Below are 15,094 nucleotides of genomic sequence, written 5' to 3'. Positions count from 1 at the left end.
CCGGGTCCAAGGCCCACTGGCAATCAACGAGATGAATGCAATGGCTACCTTCCAGGTCGTAACCGAGCAACATGGCGAACTGAGCTGCTGGCGGATCAGCAGTGACCACGCCGAACTCCTGATCGCCCAGCAGGGCGCACAGATCCTCAGCTACCAGCGGCTCGGCGAACCGCCGCTGCTGTGGCTGAGCGACCAGGCCATCTTCCGCCAGGGCAAGTCGGTACGCGCCGGGGTGCCAGTGTGCTGGCCATGGTTCGGTAACCTGCAGCGCAACCCCACTGCCGTTCAGGCCATGTACCAGGGTGAACAAGCCCCTGCCCACGGCCTGGCGCGCACCCGCGACTGGCAATTGCTGGGTATCGAGGAAGCGGGTGAGGGCCTGCGCATCGAGCTGCAATTGCCCGAAGCCCAGGGGCAGCTCCCCGGCTGGCCCCACAAGGTAGAGCTGAAACTGGTGGTGCAGTTGGGCAATGACCTTGGCCTCACCCTCACAAGCCGCAACACCGGCAGCACGCCGGTGACCATCAGCCAGGCCCTGCACAGTTACCTTGCCGTCAGCGATGTACGCCAGGCGCGTGTAGAAGGCGTCGAAGGGTTGGGGTATATCGAAACCCTGGCCGACTGGGAGCAGCGCCAACAGCAAGGCGCCCTGACGTTTACCGGTGAAACCGACCGCATCTACCTGGGCACCCCGAACACGCTGAGTATCGTCGACCCGCAATGGAACCGGCGCATCAACCTGACCAGCAGCGGCTCACGTTCTGCCGTTATCTGGAACCCCTGGACGGACCGGGCCAGGGAACTGCCAGACATGGCCGATGACGGCTGGCAGCGGATGCTGTGTATCGAAACAGCCAATGTGTGGGATGACGTGGTGACGTTGCAGCCGGGGGCGAGCCATTCGCTGGGCTTCAGGGTCGGTTGCGAAGTGATCTGAATATGGCAGTGGGCTGCGGGGGGGGGGGGGGGGGGGGGGGCCCCCGGGGGGCGGGGGGGGGGTCGGGCGGGGTGGCGGGGGGCTCTTGGGGGGTGCCCCCGGCTAACCGGCCCGCACAGGCAATCAAAGGTCCGCATCTACCACCACCCTCACTTTCCCCGCATCCAGGGCATAGGCGGCATCGGCCAGGTCATTGCTGACCTTTTCCACCTTCAGCTTGCCGCTGACCCACAACGGTGTGTAGATGTCGTCGATCTTCAACCCCTTGGGGTAGCGCACCAGCACCAGCTGGTTAGGTGGGGGCGGCGGTACATGGATGCACGCGCCAGGGTATGGCACCAGGAAAAACAGCGTGCTGTTGCCCTTGGCGTCGCTTTCCAACGGCACCGGGTAACCGCCCAGGCGTATGTCCTTGCCATTCATGGCCGCTACGGTCTTGGTGGAATACATCACCGCAGGCAGGCCTTTGCTCTGCTTCATCCCGCCCTTGGCCGTGAAGGTCCCCATGGCTTCGGGTGAGTTGTGATCGATCTCGGGCATCGCTTCGAGCGCCTTCTGGTCCGACTTGGGCATCAGCTCCAGCCAATCGGTCTCGGGCAGCTCGGCATGGGCCAGGGCACTGGCCAACAGCAGGGGGAAGAGGAAAAAGGCTCGCATGCTCGGCAACTCGGAAGAATTGCCGGGCATTCTAACCAGAATTCAGCGTTTCTTGATGAATCCGTAGATCACCAGAAGAATGATGGCACCGACCAGCGCACCGAAGAAGCCAGCCGCTTGCCCGGCCTGGTAGATACCCAGCGCCTGGCCGCCATACGTGGCCAGCAGCGAGCCTGCAATACCCAGCAGGATGGTCATGATCCAGCCCATGCTGTCGTCACCCGGCTTGAGGAAGCGGGCCAGCAGGCCGACGATGAGGCCGATGAAGATGGTTCCGATGATGCCCATGGCTATCCCTCTGCAGTGAAGATGAAGCACGTCAACGCATGGGTGCGCGTTGACGTGTTGCCTCTTCAGAGGGCCTGACGCCTGCAGAAGTTCGATACCTGCGCGTGATCACTCGCCGATCAGTGCTTGCACTTCGGCGATCTTGCGCTCCAGGGTAGCCATGTCGCTGCAACGCAGGGTCGCGTGGCCGACCTTGCGCCCGACCTTGAACGCCTTGCCATAGTGATGCAGGTGGCAATCATCGATGGCGATCACTTTATCCACAGCAGGCACTTCGCCGATGAAGTTGAGCATCGCGCTCTCCCCCACCTTGGCGGTGGAGCCCAGCGGCAAGCCGGCGACGGCACGCAGGTGGTTCTCGAACTGGCTGCACTCGGCACCTTCGATGGTCCAGTGGCCGGAGTTGTGTACCCGGGGTGCGATTTCATTGGCCTTGAGGCCACCGTCCACCTCGAAGAACTCAAAGGCCATGACGCCGACGTAGTCCAGTTGCTGCAATACGCGGCCAACGTAATCCTCGGCCAACGCCTGCAACGGGTGCGCCTGGCTGGCCACCGACAAGCGCAGGATGCCGCTCTCGTGGGTGTTGTGCACCAGCGGGTAGAAGCGCGTTTCGCCGTCGCGGGCGCGCACGGCGACCAGCGATACTTCACCCGTGAACGGCACGAAGCCTTCCAGCAGGCAGGGCACGCTGCCCAGTTCGGCGAACGTACCCACGACGTCTTCGGGCGTGCGCAGCACCTTCTGGCCCTTGCCGTCGTAACCCAGCGTGCGGGTTTTCAGCACCGCCGGCAGGCCGATGCTGGCAACTGCCGCGTCCAGGTCTGCCTGCGACAGGATATCGGCGAAGGCCGGGGTGGGGATGCCCAGGTCACGGAACATGCTCTTTTCGAACAGGCGATCACGGGCGATGCGCAGCGCCTCGGCGCTGGGGTACACCGGCACGAACTGCGAAAGAAACGCCACGGTCTCGGCCGGAACGCTCTCGAACTCGAAGGTGACCAGGTCGACCTCGTCGGCCAGCTGGCGCAGGTGCTCCTGATCGCCGTAGTCTGCCCGCAGGTGCTCGCCCAGCGGCGCGGCGCAGGCATCTGGCGCCGGGTCGAGGAAGGCGAAGTTCATGCCCAGCGGGGTACCCGCCAGAGCCAGCATACGGCCCAGCTGGCCGCCACCGATAACACCGATCTTCATGGGTTGGGCCTCAAGCCTGACGCGGGTCTGGGTTGTCCAGCACGGTGTCGGTCTGTTCCGTGCGGAACTGCTTCAACGCGGCGTGGAACTGCGGGTACCTGGCACCGAGGATGCTGGCCGACAGCAGGGCAGCGTTGACTGCACCGGCCCGGCCAATGGCCAGGGTGGCGACAGGGACGCCAGCGGGCATCTGCACGATCGACAGCAACGAATCGACACCCGACAGCATCGACGACTGCACAGGTACACCCAGCACCGGCAGGTGGGTCTTGGCGGCGCACATGCCTGGCAGGTGCGCGGCACCACCGGCACCGGCGATGATCACCTCGATGCCACGGCCATCGGCCTCTTCAGCGTACTGGAACAGCAGATCCGGGGTACGGTGGGCGGAAACCACCTTCACCTCGTAGGGAATGCCGAGTTTTTCCAGCATATCGGCGGTGTGGCTAAGGGTGGACCAATCGGACTTGGAGCCCATGATCACGCCAACCAGTGCACTCATCGTCGAGCCTCTTCGCTTGTGCGCCCGCAGGCGCGTCAAAAAACAACAAGCCACGCGGGACGACCGGCGTGGCTTGTTTGCTGATCAGGACCGGACGCATCCGGTCAGAAGGCCGCGCAGTATACCGTAAGCAGGTGCGGTTAAGGCACCCCGGCGACCAACTGTCGGCCTTATTTTTCGGGGCTTTGGCTGACTTTCAGGTCAACCGTGGCACCCTCCAGTTTGCGCCACAGCAGGCGGACATTGGCCTTGCGCACCAGCGCGCAGCGGTACAGGCGGATTTCCAGCGGCACGTGCCACTGGCTGCCGCCACAAATCACCAGTTCGCCACGCTCCAGTTCGCCACGCATCGACAGCCGAGGCACCCAGGCGATACCCATGCCTTCGAGCGCCATGCTTTTCAGGCTGTCGGCCATGGCCGTTTCATACACGGTGGTGTAACGCAGGTTGCGCTGGCGCAGCAGCAAACTCACCGAGCGCCCCAGAAATGCCCCGGCGGTATAGGCCAGCAGCGGCACGCTGGCGTCACCTTCAAGGTCGAACAACGGCTTGCCCTGAGCATCCACCGCGCACACTGGCAACATCTCGGTGGTTCCCATGTGCAGCGACGGGAAGATCTCGGCATCCATCTGCAGCGCAGCATCAGGGTCGTAGAACGCCAGCATCAAGTCACACCCCCCTTCACGCAGGGCATGCACGGCATCCCCGACGTTGGTCGCAACCAGGCGGGTGGCGATATTCAGGCCATCATTGCGCAACTGCGCCACCCAGCGAGGGAAAAACCCAGACGCCAGGGAGTGCGCGGCAGCCACCTGCACCACTTCGCCCTGCCCCCCTTCCAGATGATGCAAATGGCGCAGAATTTCGCTCAACTGGTCGACAACGGTACGCGCGGTAACCAAAAAGAGTTGCCCCGCCTCGGTCAGCTCAATGGGCGTGCGAGACCGGTTGACCAGCTGCAGGCCAAGGGCCGCCTCCAGGCTGCGTATGCGCCGGCTGAACGCTGGCTGGGTGACGAAACGGCGTTCCGCCGCCTGGGAAAAACTGCGCGTGGCAGCCAGGGCACTGAAATCTTCCAGCCATTTGCTTTCAAGGTTCATGAAGCACATCTCCCGGCGTGCACCAAAATGGACCACGCTCGAATATCAATTGGCGTCACATCAATCCCTATGCCGTTTGTGCATAGGTTAGCGTGCAACAGCATTGGCCGCAAAAACCCCTTCAGGCCTAGGATTGGCGCCATTCCGGCATGTGCCGGGTCAAACTCGAGATGATATACATCATGTCCTCCGCTGCATCGTTCCGCGTCGAAAAAGATTTGTTGGGTACCCTTGAAGTGCCAGCCGATGCCTACTACGGCATCCAGACCCTGCGCGCTGCCAACAACTTCCACCTCTCCGGTGTTCCGCTGTCGCACTACCCCAAGCTGGTCGTGGCACTGGCCATGGTCAAGCAGGCAGCTGCCGACGCCAACCGTGAGCTGGGTCACCTGAGCGATGCCAAGCACGCTGCCATCAGCGCAGCCTGTGCACGCCTGATCAAGGGCGACTACCACGAGCAGTTCGTGGTGGACATGATCCAGGGCGGTGCTGGTACTTCTACCAACATGAACGCCAACGAAGTCATCGCCAACATCGCGTTGGAGGCCATGGGCCACCAAAAGGGTGAGTACAAATACCTGCACCCCAACAACGACGTGAACATGGCGCAGTCGACCAACGACGCCTACCCCACGGCCATCCGCCTGGGCCTGCTGCTGGGTCATGACGCCCTGCTGGCCAGCCTCGAAAGCCTGATCCAGGCCTTCGCCGCCAAGGGCAAGGAATTCGACCACGTCCTGAAGATGGGCCGTACCCAGCTGCAGGACGCTGTACCGATGACCCTGGGCCAGGAATTCCGCGCCTTCGCCACCACCATGACCGAAGACCTGCAGCGTCTGCGTTCGCTGGCACCGGAACTGCTCACCGAAATCAACCTGGGTGGTACCGCCATCGGCACCGGCATCAACGCCGACCCTGGCTACCAGGCCCTGGCCGTGCAGCGCCTGGCAACCATCAGCGGCCAGCCGCTGGTGCCGGCCGCCGACCTGATCGAGGCCACCTCCGACATGGGTGCCTTCGTACTGTTCTCGGGCATGCTCAAGCGTACCGCGGTCAAGCTGTCGAAGATCTGCAACGACCTGCGCCTGCTGTCCAGCGGCCCACGCACCGGCATCAACGAAATCAACCTGCCGGCTCGCCAGCCAGGCAGCTCGATCATGCCGGGCAAGGTCAACCCGGTCATTCCGGAAGCCGTCAACCAAGTCGCCTTCGCCATCATGGGCAACGACCTGGCACTGACCGTCGCGGCCGAGGGTGGCCAGCTGCAGCTGAACGTGATGGAGCCGCTGATCGCCTACAAGATCTTCGACTCGATCCGCCTGCTGCAGCGCGCCATGGACATGCTGCGCGAGCACTGCATCGTCGGCATCACCGCCAACGAACAGCGCTGCCGTGAACTGGTCGAGCACTCCATTGGCCTGGTCACTGCACTGAACCCGTACATCGGTTACGAAAACGCCACCCGTATCGCCCGTGTTGCCCTGGAGACAGGCCGCGGCGTGCTGGAACTGGTGCGCGAAGAGAAGCTGCTGGACGACGCGATGCTCGACGACATCCTGCGCCCGGAAAACATGATCGCCCCCCGCCTGGTTCCGCTGAAAGCGTAACCGCGGCTGTAAACAGTCTCACCAGGTCGAGGGACTAGACACCTCTCAACCTTTACCTAGCCCGGGGCGCTTGCCCTGGGTTTTTTTTTGCCTGAACCGGCACGCAACTTGCTCTGGAATGCGCTCCAGCCCGACGGGATCGCCCAGCATGCTGCACAGCCACCTGACCACCCTGAATGCGGTTTCGCTGATCCTCAACGTCTTCCAGGCAGACGGTTGCGAGGCCTCTGCGCTGCTGGCCGGCAGTGGCATCGGCCCGGCAGACCTGGGGCATGCCGATGCCCGTATCACCACCCAGCAAGAGCTGCAGGTGTGTGCCAATGCCGTGGCCAGGCGGCAGGACATCGGCCTTGAACTGGGCCGGCGCATGCATGTGTCCAGCTACGGGATGCTGGGTTACGCCCTGCTCTCCAGTGCCACTTTGGGTGACGCCTTGCGCCTGGCCCTGCAATATCCGGCACTGCTGGGAACAGTTTTCAAGTTGCGCCTGCAGGAAGACGGCCAGCGCGTCTGGCTCACCGCCAGCGATTATCACGATAGCCCGGCGCTGAGCGCGTTCAACGCAGAGTTCTGCCTGGTATCGCTGAAGGTCATCTGCGACGACCTGCTGGGCCGTACCCTGCCACTGGTCGGCACCCGCTTCGAACACCCTCGGCCCGCTTATCACGCCCTCTATACCGATGCCTTCCAGTGCCCCGTCATCTTCGCCGCAGCAGGCAATGCCTTTGGCTTCGACAAACGCTGGCTGGATACACCGCTGCCGCTGGCCGACCCCATTACCCACAAGGCCATGAGCGAGCGTTGCCGGCGCCTGAACCTGGAATTCACCGGCCGGCAGGCCTGGCTTGGGCGGATCCGCCACCTGCTGGCGCAACAACTGGCCGCAGCACCCGGCCTGGAAGGGCTGGCCCGGCAAATGAACTGCTCGTCACGCACCCTGCGCCGCCATTTGCAGGCGCTAGGTAGCAGTTATCAACAGTTGCTGGACGAGTTGCGCTTCGAGCGGGCCAAGCAGTTGCTGGCCGACGAGCAAATGCCCATCTACCGGATTGCCGAAGCCCTTGGCTTCAGTGAAACCGCCAGCTTCCGGCATGCGTTCCAGCGCTGGAGTGGTGTAGCACCCAGCCAGTTTCGCGGCTGACGTGTGCGTAGCAGGCCCTAACAGGCCACAGCACTTGGCCACATCGATCCCCTTTTGGCCATTTGGGTCGTTCTCGCGCACTGGGCAGCCCGTGACAATTGGCCCACGCCAGTCCTTACCGGAGAACAACAATGCTGACGATCTATTCCGATGACCACCGCCTGCACCATGGCCGCTGCGAGCTGATCGATGGCAAGCTGATGCCCTGTTTCGAAATGCCGTCGCGGGCCGACCATGTGCTGGAGCAGGTCAAAAAGCGCAACCTCGGCGACGTTCAGCCGCCCACCGACCATGGGCGGGCGCCTCTGCTGAGGGTTCACAGTGCCGAATACCTGGCCTTCTTCGAGGGCGCCTGGGCGCGCTGGGCCGCGCTGGGCCAGGAAGGCGACCTGCTGCCGTTTACCTGGCCAGCCCGTACCCTGCGGCAGGTAAAGCCCACAGGCCTGCACGGCGAACTGGGCTACTACAGCTTCGACGCCGGCGCCCCAATTACCGCCGGCACCTGGCAGGCCGCCTACAGCGCTGCGCAGGTTGCCTTGACTGCCCAGGCGGCGATTGAGCAAGGCGCGCACGCAGCCTTTGCGCTGTGCCGCCCGCCAGGGCACCACGCGGCCGGTGAAGTCATGGGCGGCTACTGCTACCTCAACAACGCCGCTATCGCTGCCCAGGCGTTTCTTGACCAGGGCCGGCGCAAGGTCGCCATCCTGGACGTGGACTACCACCATGGCAACGGCACACAGGACATCTTCTACCAGCGCAGCGACGTGTTCTTCGCATCGATCCACGGCGACCCGCAGGACGAGTTCCCCTATTTTCTGGGCTACGCCGATGAAACCGGCGAGGGCGCTGGCGAAGGCTGCAACGTCAACTACCCCCTGCCTGCCGGCAGTGACTGGGCTGCCTGGAGCACCGCCCTGGAAGACGCCTGCCAGCGCATCGCCGGCTACGACGCCGAGGTGCTGGTGGTTTCGCTGGGTGTGGACACCTTCAAGGATGACCCCATTTCGCAATTCAAGCTCGACAGCCCCGACTACCTGGAGATGGGCAAGCGTATTGCCCAGCTGGGCAAGCCCACCTTGTTCGTGATGGAAGGTGGCTATGCCGTCGAGGAAATCGGCATCAACGCAGTCAATGTGCTGGAAGGCTTCCAGCGCGCCCAGCCTGGAGCCCGGCCATGATCCGTCTCAAGCACCTGCTCGCCCCGTTGGTCGCTGCATCGCTATTCGCCGGCGCACTGCACGCGCAGGCCGAACAGCGCACCCTGCGGGTGTATAACTGGTTCGACTACATCACGCCGCAGACCCTGACCGGCTTCCAGCAGGACAGCGGCGTGAAACTGATCTATGACATCTTCGATACCAATGAAGCCCTTGAGGCCAAGCTGCTGACCGGTAATTCCGGCTATGACGTGGTGGTGCCCTCGAACGTGTTTCTGGCCAAGCAGATTGAGGCCGGGGTGTTTCAGCCACTGGACCGCAGCAAGCTGCCCAACTGGCAACACCTTGACCCGGCCCTGATGAAACTGATCGAGGCCAACGACCCTGGTAACCAGTTTGCAGTGCCCTACATGTACGGCACCGTACTCATCGGCTTCAACCCGGCCAAGGTCAAGGCGGCGCTGGGTGACAACGCGCCGGTAGACAGCTGGGACCTGATCTTCAAGGAAGAGAACATCGCCAAGCTCAAGCAATGCGGCGTGGCGCTGCTCGACTCACCGTCGGAAATCCTGCCGTTGGCCCTGCAGTACCTGGGCCTGCCGCCCAACAGCGACAAACCTGCGGACTATGCAAAGGCTCAGGCGTTGCTGCTGAAGATCCGCCCGTACATCACCTACTTCCACTCTTCCAAGTACATGGCTGACATCGCCAATGGCGATATCTGCGTGGCGGTCGGGTACAGCGGCAGCTTCTCCCAGGCCGCCAACCGCGCACGCGAGGCCAAGAACGGCGTGGTCGTGGACATGCGCCTGCCGAAGGAAGGCGCACCGATCTGGTTCGACATGCTGGCGATTCCGAAGAACGCGGCCAACCCCGAGGATGCCTACACGTTCATCAATTACCTGCTGCGCCCTGAGGTGATTGCGCCGATCAGCGACTTTGTCGGGTACCCCAACCCGAACAAGGATGCGACCGACAAAGTGGACCCTGCCATCCGCAACAATCCCAACCTGTACCCGACTGCAGAGGCCATGGCCAAGCTGTATACGCTCACGCCGCTCGCTCGCGACGCTGAACGTGCGCGGACACGGGCCTGGACGCGGATCAAGTCCGGCACCTGACGGCGCGGGCCTTTGGGAGCGGGAACCCGTGGCGAGTCTCAGGCTCGCCATGCTCTGCGCAGGCGCATCAGCGCATCGGCGATCTCCCCTTCCGGTACTGCTGCGAACCCCAGCACCAGCCCCGCCCGCTTATCCACAGGCACCCTGCTGTCGCCCAACCAGAAGTTGCTGAGCGGCGTCACCTCTACCCCGGCTGAACGGGCTTTGGTTACCAGAGCCTGCTCACGGGCGAAGTTATCCACATCCACCTTCACGTGTAGCCCTGCCGACACGTCGGGCATCGCTGATAGCCCGGGAATATCCACAGGCCAACCGGCCTTGAGCATGTTGCGCCGGCTGAGCGCGGCCTTGCGCATACGGCGAACGTGCCGCTGGAAGTGCCCTTGGGCTATGAATTGCGCCATCACACATTGCGTACTCACTTCTGAATGGCGCACGGCCAACGCCTTGGCCTGCCCGAACGCTTGTGCCAGCGGTGGGGGTAATACCAGGTAGCCCATGCGCAACGCCGGGAAGGCGATCTTGCCAAAGGTACCGACGTACAGCACCCGCCCCTGTGTGTCCAAGGCGGCAAGCGGAGCCAAGGGGGCGCCGCTGTAGCGGTATTCCCCATCATAATCGTCTTCGATGATCCAGCCCTGGTTGCGCTCCGCCCAGGCAAGCAACTGCAGGCGTCGGGCCAGACTCATGGTGACGCCGGTGGGGTACTGGTGCGCCGGGGTCACATAGGCCAGGCGGCACGCCGGCAATTGCTCAAGCTGATCGCAGGCGACCCCTTCCTCATCCACCGCCACGCCGTACAAACGCGCACCCGCCAACGCAAAGGCATGCCCCGCTGCGCGATAGCCCGGGTTTTCCACAGCCACGGCTTCACCCGGCTGCAACAGCAGCTGTGCACAAAGGCTGATGGCTTGCTGCGCACCACTGGTGATCACAATTTGTTCAGCAGTGCATACAAGGCCCCTTGAACTACGCAGGTAGGCCGCGATCAACTCACGCAGCTCACGCTCACCTGCAGGGTTGCCGTAGCCCAGCTTTGCAGGGTCGGGGTTACGCCAGAAACCCGCCTGCAGCTTGGCCCAGACGCCGAACGGGAAAAGGTCGAAGGCAGGCAGGCCCAAACGAAATGCCTTGGGTGCGCCCTCCGGGGGTGGCACCAAATGATGTTTTTTCAGCCGCTGCAAAGGCCCGTTACTGGCGCCTGAACTGGATAAATCATCAGTGTCAGACGGTGAATTTGTGGATAAACCTGTTGATAAGCACTGGGATAACCCTGTGGACAACTGTGTGGACAGTTTTGGCAGCTGACTGACGTAGGTACCGTCCCCAACCCGGCTCTCGATGTAGCCTTCTGCATACAATTGATCATAGGCACGCACCACGCTGTTACGCGACAGGGCCAGCATGGCGGCGAGTTCGCGAGTGGCCGGCAAGCGTGTGCCACTGCCAAGGCGGCCATCGAGCACGCGAATCCGCAGCGCCTGGTACAACTGCCGGCTCAGCCCACGGCTACGGTCCAGGGTGATGCCCGTGGGGTCGAACGGTAACGGGGGGCGGCGAGTTTCACTCATGCATTGGACCTTTGAAATTTGCAGGTAATGGCTCTTACCCGGAGCCAATCATCTGCCTAGGATGGCACCATTGCATAAGGAAACCGAGCATGTACTCCAGCAAGCCTCATCAAGAGCACGATGTTGCACAGTTGCACGCAGCGATGCTGGCTACACGCCTGGCCATTCTGGTCACCCATGGCCCACATGGCTTGCTGGCTACCCACCTGCCTGTGCTGATCGAAACGGCAGAAGGTGAATTGGGTACCGTGTATGCCCACCTGGCACGGGCCAACCCCCAATGGCAGGATTTGGCCCAGGTAAGCGAGGCGCTGCTGGTGTTCCCGGGTGCCGATGCCTACGTTAGCCCCGGTTTCTATCCCAGCAAGCAAGCCAACCCCAAGGTGGTCCCTACCTGGAATTACCTGGCTGTGCATGCCTACGGCGCCGCCGAAGTTATCCACAAGCCCGAGCCGCTGTTGGCGATCGTCAGCCGGCTCACCGACCTGCATGAACAAGGCGCCAGCATGCCTTGGCGCGTCAGCGACGCACCGGCTGATTACCTGGCCAGCATGCTCAAGGCCATCGTCGGCGTGCGCCTGCCCATCAGCCGCGTGCAAGGTGCTCGCAAGCTCAGCCAGAACCGCCCGCCGCAGGACATTGCTGGCGTGCGTGAGGCACTGAGCGCCAGCCCCGACCCTCTCGACAACCAACTGGCGGCGCACATGCGCCACCTCTAAGGAAGGCATCGCCCATGACCAGCGTTACCCTGCGCCCTGTAACCGCCCAAGACCATGCAGCCTGGCTTGAACTGTGGCAGGCCTACCTTTGCTTCTACGAGTCCGAGGTGGCAGACCCGGTCAGCCTCAGCACCTGGCAGCGCCTGCTCGACCCCAACGAGCCCACCCACTCGGCCTTGGCCTGGGCCGATGGCAAGGCCGTCGGCATGGTCAACTGGATCTATCACCGCTCCAACTGGAGCATCGAGAACGCCTGCTACCTGCAGGACCTCTACGTCGACAGCGCCCAGCGCGGCCTGGGTATCGGCCGCCGCTTGATCGAGCATGTGTATGCGGCGGCCAAGGCCGATAACTGTATCAAGGTGCACTGGCTCACCCACGAAACCAATGCCACGGCCATCAGCCTGTACCAGCAGGTGGCCGAACGCTCTGGCTTCATCCAATTTCGCAAAGGGCTGGAGGGCAACCATGACTGATGCCTTGAACTGGAAACCGGCCGCGATACCCAAGGCCGACACCCTCGAGGGCCGCTTCGTGCGCCTGGAAAAGCTCACCCCCGCACGCCATGGCGATGACCTTTGGCAGGTGCTGCAAGGCCCCGGGGCAGACCCCTCCCTCTGGGATTACCTGCCCTACGGCCCCTTCACCGAGCGCGGAGCCTTCGACCGCTGGCTGCAAGCCAATGCGGCCGGTACCGACCCGTTGTTCTATAGCGTCATCGACCGCCGCAACGGGCAGGCACAGGGCATCCTCAGCCTGATGTCGATCGTGCCCGATCATGGCCGCATCGAAATAGGCCACATCGCCTTCGGCGCGGCCATGCAGCGCACCCCCAAAGGCACCGAGGCGGTTTACCTGCTGGGCAAGCTGGGTTTCGCACTGGGCAACCGGCGCCTGGAGTGGAAGTGCAACAACGCCAACGCCCGCTCCAGGCGCGCGGCCGAGCGCTTCGGCTTCACCTTCGAAGGGGTGTTCCGCAAGCATCTGGTGGTGAAGGACCACAACCGCGATACGGCGTGGTACTCGATTACCGACGATGAATGGCCGGCGGTGGCTGCAGGGTTCGAGCGATGGTTGGGTGATGCCAACCAACAACCGCAAGGCCAGGTTGAAACGCTCGAAGTGTGCCGTAGAGGCTGAGGGTTGGTTTCACTGCGCAGCACGCTTCGGGGTAGGCCATACGACCGAAAAAAAGGGGAGCATGCGCTCCCCAGAGGTAAACCATTACAGCCCCGGGCGTGTATCAGCCCTCGATTTCGATCAGGATCTCGCCGGGCGTGACGCGGTCGCCCTTGGCTACGTGGATAGCCACGACCTTGCCGGCGATGGCCGCCTGCACTTCGGTTTCCATCTTCATGGCTTCGGTGATCAATACAGCCTGGCCCGCCTTGACCGTATCGCCCTCCTTCACCAGCACATCGACGATGTTGCCAGGCATGGTGGTGCTGACGTGGCCGGGTGCGCTGGCCTGCTTGCGCTTGCTGCCGCCACCACCGACGAACTCGTTCAAAGGTTCGAACACCACCTCTTCGGGCATGCCATCAATCGACAGGTAGAAGTGGCGCTTGCCTTCGGCCTTGACGCCGACCCCGGTGATATCCACCCGGTAGGTTTCACCGTGCACGTCGATGACGAACTCGGTGGGCACACCCTCGCCACCCGGGGCAGCGACGGCGCCAGCCTCAGGAATGGGCAGCAACGCTTCTGGGGTGAGCGTACCGGCCTCGCGCTCTTCAAGGAACTTGCGCCCGATGTCCGGGAACATGGCGAAGGTCAGCACGTCCTCTTCGCTGCGGGCCAGGGCACCGATCTCGGTGCGCAGCTTGGCCATTTCCGGCTTCAACAGGTCGGCCGGGCGCACGTCGATCACGTCTTCGCTGCCGATGGCCTGGCGGCGCAGTTGCTCGTTCACCACGCCAGGCGCCTTGCCGTAACCGCCTTGCAGGTAAAGCTTCACCTCGTTGGTGATGGTTTTGTAGCGCTCGCCGGCCAGCACGTTGAAGAACGCCTGGGTGCCGACGATTTGCGAGGTTGGCGTGACCAGCGGCGGGAAGCCCAGGTCTTCACGCACACGCGGGATCTCGGCGAGCACTTCGCTCATGCGGTTGAGGGCGCCCTGCTCCTTCAGCTGGTTGGCCAGGTTGGAAATCATGCCACCCGGCACCTGGTTGACCTGCACGCGGGTGTCCACGGCGGTGAACTCGCTTTCGAACTGGTGGTACTTCTTGCGCACGGCGTAGAAATACAGGCCGATTTCCTGCAGCAGTTCCAGGTCGAGGCCAGTGTCGAACTCGCTGCCCTTGAGCGCGGCGACCATCGATTCAGTACCCGGGTGGCTGGTGCCCCAGGCAAAGCTGGAGATGGCCGTGTCGATATGGTCGGCGCCGTTTTCCACAGCCTTGAGCTGGCACATGGCAGCCAGGCCTGCAGTGTCGTGGGAATGAATGAACACCGGCAGCGACTGTTCGGCTTTTAATGCCTTGACCAGCTCGCCCGTGGCGAACGGTGTCAGCAGGCCTGCCATGTCCTTGATTGCCACCGAGTCGCAGCCCATGGCTTCCATCTGCTTGGCCTGGTTCACGAAGGCTTCGATGGTGTGCACCGGGCTGGTGGTGTAGGCGATGGTGCCCTGGGCATGCTTGCCCGCCGCCTTGACCGCTTCGATGGCCACACGCAGGTTACGCACGTCGTTCATGGCGTCGAAAATGCGGAATACATCGATGCCGTTTACAGCAGCCTTGGCCACGAACGCCTTGACCACGTCATCGCTGTAGTGGCGATAGCCCAACAGGTTCTGGCCGCGCAGCAGCATCTGCAGACGCGTGTTGGGCAGGGCGGCGCGCAGCTTGCGCAGGCGCTCCCAGGGGTCTTCCTTGAGGAAGCGCACACAGGCGTCGAAGGTGGCACCACCCCACACTTCCAGCGACCAGTAGCCAACCTTGTCGAGCTTGTCGCAGATCGGCAGCATGTCTTCGGTACGCATGCGGGTCGCCAGCAAAGACTGGTGGGCGTCGCGCAGGATCGTGTCGGTTACGTGGATTTTCTTGGACATTGTTATCTCCTTTTAGCGGCAAGCTCGTAGCGGTAGCCGCAAGAAAAGCCG

General features: G+C 63.0%; 15 protein-coding genes. 8 read left to right on the top strand and 7 right to left on the bottom strand.

Features of this window, described 5'->3' with window-relative positions:
• The first annotated feature begins 40 nt into the window (after nucleotides 1–40).
• Complete coding sequence (locus IAE36_RS07645) at nucleotides 41–937, top strand: D-hexose-6-phosphate mutarotase (protein WP_201162593.1); 897 nt, start codon at nucleotides 41–43, stop codon at nucleotides 935–937.
• A gap of 123 nt (nucleotides 938–1,060) precedes the next feature.
• On the opposite strand, the gene IAE36_RS07640 is transcribed toward IAE36_RS07645, so the two are convergent.
• The 5 genes from IAE36_RS07640 to IAE36_RS07620 form a co-directional block, all read right to left on the bottom strand.
• On the bottom strand, nucleotides 1,061–1,594 hold the full coding sequence (locus tag IAE36_RS07640) for a DUF3299 domain-containing protein (protein WP_201162591.1): 534 nt from the start codon (nucleotides 1,592–1,594) through the stop codon (nucleotides 1,061–1,063).
• Nucleotides 1,595–1,636: 42 nt separating this feature from the next.
• Complete coding sequence (locus tag IAE36_RS07635; protein ID WP_028632860.1) at nucleotides 1,637–1,882, bottom strand: GlsB/YeaQ/YmgE family stress response membrane protein; 246 nt, start codon at nucleotides 1,880–1,882, stop codon at nucleotides 1,637–1,639.
• 108 nt (nucleotides 1,883–1,990) lie between these two features.
• Nucleotides 1,991–3,073: a 5-(carboxyamino)imidazole ribonucleotide synthase gene (locus IAE36_RS07630; protein WP_201211584.1), complete on the bottom strand. Its 1,083-nt coding sequence runs from the start codon at nucleotides 3,071–3,073 to the stop codon at nucleotides 1,991–1,993.
• Nucleotides 3,074–3,083: 10 nt separating this feature from the next.
• Nucleotides 3,084–3,575 (bottom strand): 5-(carboxyamino)imidazole ribonucleotide mutase, encoded by a 492-nt coding sequence (purE, locus tag IAE36_RS07625; RefSeq protein ID WP_201211582.1) that lies wholly within the window; start codon nucleotides 3,573–3,575, stop codon nucleotides 3,084–3,086.
• Between the two features lie 170 nt (nucleotides 3,576–3,745).
• Nucleotides 3,746–4,675, bottom strand: coding sequence for a LysR substrate-binding domain-containing protein (locus IAE36_RS07620; protein WP_028632857.1), 930 nt, complete (start codon nucleotides 4,673–4,675; stop codon nucleotides 3,746–3,748).
• A gap of 182 nt (nucleotides 4,676–4,857) precedes the next feature.
• Between IAE36_RS07620 and aspA the strand changes: the two genes are divergently transcribed.
• The 4 genes from aspA (at nucleotide 4,858) to IAE36_RS07600 (ending at nucleotide 9,701) form a co-directional block, all read left to right on the top strand.
• Complete coding sequence (gene aspA, locus IAE36_RS07615) at nucleotides 4,858–6,282, top strand: aspartate ammonia-lyase (protein WP_028632856.1); 1,425 nt, start codon at nucleotides 4,858–4,860, stop codon at nucleotides 6,280–6,282.
• Nucleotides 6,283–6,430: 148 nt separating this feature from the next.
• Nucleotides 6,431–7,423 (top strand): AraC family transcriptional regulator, encoded by a 993-nt coding sequence (locus IAE36_RS07610; RefSeq protein WP_201211581.1) that lies wholly within the window; start codon nucleotides 6,431–6,433, stop codon nucleotides 7,421–7,423.
• 131 nt (nucleotides 7,424–7,554) lie between these two features.
• Nucleotides 7,555–8,601 carry a histone deacetylase family protein gene (locus IAE36_RS07605; RefSeq protein ID WP_201211579.1) on the top strand — a complete coding sequence of 349 codons (1,047 nt, stop codon included), beginning with the start codon at nucleotides 7,555–7,557 and terminating at the stop codon, nucleotides 8,599–8,601.
• Nucleotides 8,598–9,701, top strand: a complete 1,104-nt coding sequence (locus tag IAE36_RS07600; RefSeq protein ID WP_201162583.1) for an extracellular solute-binding protein — start codon at nucleotides 8,598–8,600, stop codon at nucleotides 9,699–9,701. The genes IAE36_RS07605 and IAE36_RS07600 overlap by 4 nt, the downstream gene beginning before the upstream one ends.
• 38 nt (nucleotides 9,702–9,739) lie before the next feature.
• On the opposite strand, the gene pdxR is transcribed toward IAE36_RS07600, so the two are convergent.
• Entirely contained in the window at nucleotides 9,740–11,272 is a 1,533-nt protein-coding gene (gene pdxR / locus IAE36_RS07595) for a MocR-like pyridoxine biosynthesis transcription factor PdxR (protein ID WP_201211577.1), read from the bottom strand.
• A gap of 89 nt (nucleotides 11,273–11,361) precedes the next feature.
• Here pdxR and IAE36_RS07590 point away from each other — a divergent pair, with 89 nt between their 5' ends.
• From IAE36_RS07590 to IAE36_RS07580, 3 genes are read left to right on the top strand one after another with little or no spacing between them, the layout of a single operon-like run.
• A complete protein-coding gene (locus IAE36_RS07590; protein WP_201211575.1) occupies nucleotides 11,362–11,991 on the top strand; it encodes an FMN-binding negative transcriptional regulator in 630 nt (209 codons plus the stop codon).
• Nucleotides 11,992–12,005: 14 nt separating this feature from the next.
• Nucleotides 12,006–12,467, top strand: coding sequence for a GNAT family N-acetyltransferase (locus IAE36_RS07585; protein WP_028632850.1), 462 nt, complete (start codon nucleotides 12,006–12,008; stop codon nucleotides 12,465–12,467).
• Nucleotides 12,460–13,131, top strand: coding sequence for a GNAT family N-acetyltransferase (locus IAE36_RS07580; RefSeq protein ID WP_201211573.1), 672 nt, complete (start codon nucleotides 12,460–12,462; stop codon nucleotides 13,129–13,131). Before IAE36_RS07585 ends, IAE36_RS07580 begins: the two co-directional genes overlap by 8 nt.
• Before the next feature lie 103 nt (nucleotides 13,132–13,234).
• Here the strand turns inward: IAE36_RS07580 and oadA are convergent, their stop codons facing one another.
• Nucleotides 13,235–15,043, bottom strand: coding sequence for a sodium-extruding oxaloacetate decarboxylase subunit alpha (oadA, locus tag IAE36_RS07575; RefSeq protein ID WP_201211571.1), 1,809 nt, complete (start codon nucleotides 15,041–15,043; stop codon nucleotides 13,235–13,237).
• Nucleotides 15,044–15,094 lie beyond the last annotated feature (51 nt).

Source organism: Pseudomonas sp. S36 (assembly GCF_016647875.1).
GTDB classification, from domain to species: domain Bacteria; phylum Pseudomonadota; class Gammaproteobacteria; order Pseudomonadales; family Pseudomonadaceae; genus Aquipseudomonas; species Aquipseudomonas parafulva.
The sequence above is the reverse complement of the archived record's forward strand: the minus strand, read 5'-3'. Positions and strand labels throughout refer to the sequence as shown.